The sequence below is a fragment of the Paracoccus denitrificans genome (genome assembly GCF_900100045.1).
GTDB lineage: Bacteria > Pseudomonadota > Alphaproteobacteria > Rhodobacterales > Rhodobacteraceae > Paracoccus > Paracoccus denitrificans.
In genome coordinates this window covers 1-3,172 of the sequence record NZ_FNEA01000076.1, presented here as the reverse complement: position 1 = coordinate 3,172, position 3,172 = coordinate 1, and the positions used below count along the sequence as shown (strand labels likewise).

At 62.4% G+C, this 3,172-nt stretch carries 2 protein-coding genes and 1 pseudogene; all 3 read left to right on the top strand.

The features are described 5' to 3' along the window. Positions 1-218 (top strand): annotated as a pseudogene (locus BLT64_RS25725) (DUF7146 domain-containing protein); the annotation flags it as partial. Beyond that, a complete protein-coding gene (locus BLT64_RS25720) occupies positions 211-2,052 on the top strand; it encodes a DNA primase family protein (protein WP_011746700.1) in 1,842 nt (613 codons plus the stop codon). The pseudogene BLT64_RS25725 and the gene BLT64_RS25720, both read left to right, overlap by 8 nt. A gap of 458 nt (positions 2,053-2,510) precedes the next feature. Beyond that, positions 2,511-3,172 (top strand): hypothetical protein (locus tag BLT64_RS25715; RefSeq protein ID WP_074810793.1); only part of this gene is annotated, 662 nt, incomplete at its 3' end.

Sequence of the window (3,172 nt, the reverse complement as noted above, 5' to 3'; positions counted from 1 at the left end):
CCGACATGGACGATTCCGAGGCCTGGCTGCCGCCGGTCTGGGTCAAGACGCTGATCTTCGTCCAGGACGGGGACAGCGATCCGAAACTGACGCGCGCCAAGCTCCTCGCAGGGCTGCGGCGGGCAAAGAGGAAAAATCCTGGTCTCATAGCCAAGATCGTCCATGCCGGCGAGGGCAGAGACCTGAACGATATCCTGATGGGACAGCGAGATGAGTGATGATGACGCCCTCGGGCAGGTCCGGGCCGTGATGAGCAATGCCGAAGAGGTCGATCTGCCCGAGGGGATGGAACCTGACGGCCATGATGACGGCTACCCGGATGATTATGCTCCCCCGCCACCCCCACCGGATGAAGGCGGCGGCGAAGGTGAGCCCGAAGATCCGGTTTCCCGCGCCTCGCGCGAGCCGCTGAACGATCTCGGCAATGCCAGGCGTTTCGTCATCCATTTCGGCGACGATATCCTGTTCGTTTCACAGGTCGGCTGGTTCGTCTGGGATGGGAGCCGCTGGCGGAAGGACGATGAGATCAGCCGCGATGTGTCGCCGCTGATCCGGGCGCAGGCGCATAAGGTGTCCACACTTATCCTGCAGGAAATCGATTGGCTCCAGCCTAATGACCGGGACCGGAAGCTGATCGAAGAGGATCGGGATCTCAAGGTCCGGCGGCGCGAGATTGAGAACGCACCCGGTTATGCGGCCGACGAATCGCTGATGAAGGAACTGGCCTCCATCGAAGCACGATTGCGCGCTCTTGATGCTGCCTTGAAGTCCTATCGAAATCTGACGACCCGTCGGCTGACCTGGGCGAAGGATGCCGGAAACTCCACCCGGATAGCGCACATGATCGCCGAGGCTCGGGTCATGCTGGCCCGTGCGGTCGATGATATGGATCAGGGCGCACTCGACGTGAACACCCTGTCGGGCGTTCTGCGCTTCACCCGCATCCCCAACGATCCGGAAGCCGGCATGACCGGCATGTCCAGCGTCGAACTGATCCCGCACGACCGGGCGCAGCTGCTGACGAAGATCATGCCGGTGATCTATGATCCGGACGCCAAATGCCCGCGTTTCGACAGCTTTCTTGAGCAGATACAGCCGAATATCGAGATGCGCCGGTTCCTGCAGCGATGGTTCGGCCTCTCCATGACCGGGCTGGCCGTGCAGAAGCTCGCATTCTTCCACGGGGGCGGCGCCAACGGCAAATCCGTTCTGGTAGACCTGATGGCGAGGATGTTCGGCGATTACTCGGCCTCTGCCCGTATCGAATCGCTGACCGGAAAGAACAAGAAATCCGGTTCAGATTCGCAGCCGGACCTGATGCCCCTGATCGCCGCCCGCTTCGTTCGAACGTCGGAGCCAGAGGATGGCGAACGCCTGCAGGAGGGCCTGGTCAAGGCCCTGACCGGCGGCGAGCCGATGATGATCCGTGCGCTCTACAGCGACTTCATCATCTTCCGGCCGATCTTCAAACTGACCATATCCGGCAACCACCTGCCCGAAATCCGGGGCGGTGACGACGGTATCTGGCGTAGGGTCATGCTGGTGAACTTCCCGGTCCAGATCCCGGAGAAGAAGCGCATCCCGAAGGAGGAACTGGACGAAATCCTCTGGCAGGAGAGGTCAGGCATCCTCAACTGGCTCATCCAGGGGCTGATCGACTTCCTCGACGGTGGCCTTCAGGAACCGGATGACGTCACCAGCGCAACCGAGGGCTACCGGGCCGAAAGCGACCCGATTGGCACCTTCCTCGGCGATGCCACCGTGGTGACTGGGTTCGAGGGCGACTTCATGACCGCCCGGGAACTGATCGAGGCCTTCAACTTCTGGATCGAAGAGCGGGGCGAGACGCGCTGGGGCAATCGCACGGTGTCGAACAAGCTCAAAGCCAAGTCCGGCACATGGCGGCATCCCGAAACGAACAAGACCTTCGCGCCGGGGAAATCGGGCGTCACAGGCTATCGCGGCATCCGGCTCGATGACACGTTCCTTTCCCGCAAGCGCTCGGCCGAGGCGTCGTCGTCGCAATCGTCCTGGGGAGGTTCGCCACGATGACCCCGCACCCCATTCTTCATCTCCAATCGACCTGGCGGGCCTGCGGGCCCGTCACGCATCTTTGTGCCATCGCATCGTTGTTGGGCCTGACGGGCCTGACGGGCGGCGGTGGTGGGCCTGAAATCCTTCGGGGGTCAGGGGGTGCCGTTTGCGCAATATCAATGGCTTAATCCCGATTTTTGGGCCTGACGGGCCTGACGGGCCTGAAAAATCGACATGCACGCATGCGCGAGAAACAGCGGGGTAAGGGGGAAATGCCTCATGCGTAAAGGTTAGATTTTCAAGCCCTTCAAGCCCGTCAGGCCCAAAAAACAAGGTTAACCCTTTGAAAACAAACGAACGAAGCAAGGCAAAATAGCCCATTTTTCAAGCCCAAACCCGAACATTTCAAGCCCGTCAAGCCCAACTCCGACCCGAAGAAAACAAGATATAGCTGATCGCCAGAAGGAATGCACAAGATGATGAATAAAGCAGAGAGGATCGCGGCGGGAAGGTTGCTTGTGCAGGCGGCGCAGGAGGCGCGCGAAGCCTGGCGGGCCGAGGAAGCCGCCCGGCTTGCCGCCATCCGGGACGCCAGCGCGATCCCCGATCAATGCGGCCCTGATACCATCGCCGCGCCGGCCCGCGGCCCGTTCGTCGTGGAGCCGCAGTTCACCATGGTGCCGAACGGGGTCGATAAGCACGGCCTGGACAAGTGGGCGGCGGCGGCCACGGGCTACGGTCACCGGGCCAGCGTGCGCGCGGCCGATGTCTTCGACCGCATGATCGCCTCGGCGTTGCGCCGCAAGCGGTCCTGCCCGCTGACCCATGGCCAGATCGCCATGGGCCGGCACTATGCGATGCTGGTGGAACTGGCGGCGGCCGATGGCACCAAGGTTTCGCGCCTCGATGCGTCGCGGGCGGGCGGTGACAGCATGGGCTGGATGGATCGGCATCTCGACATTGCCCAGGAGCTGACGATCCTGCGCAACCGCATCGGGTTCAGCGCGGCCATGACAGTGCGGCGCATCCGGCCGTCCAAGCGGGGCGAAACGCAACGCGGCCCGATCATGGACAGGGTGCTGGTTGACATGGTCTGCATCAAGGGCTGCACGCTGGACGAGGTGCTGGTGAGCCATGG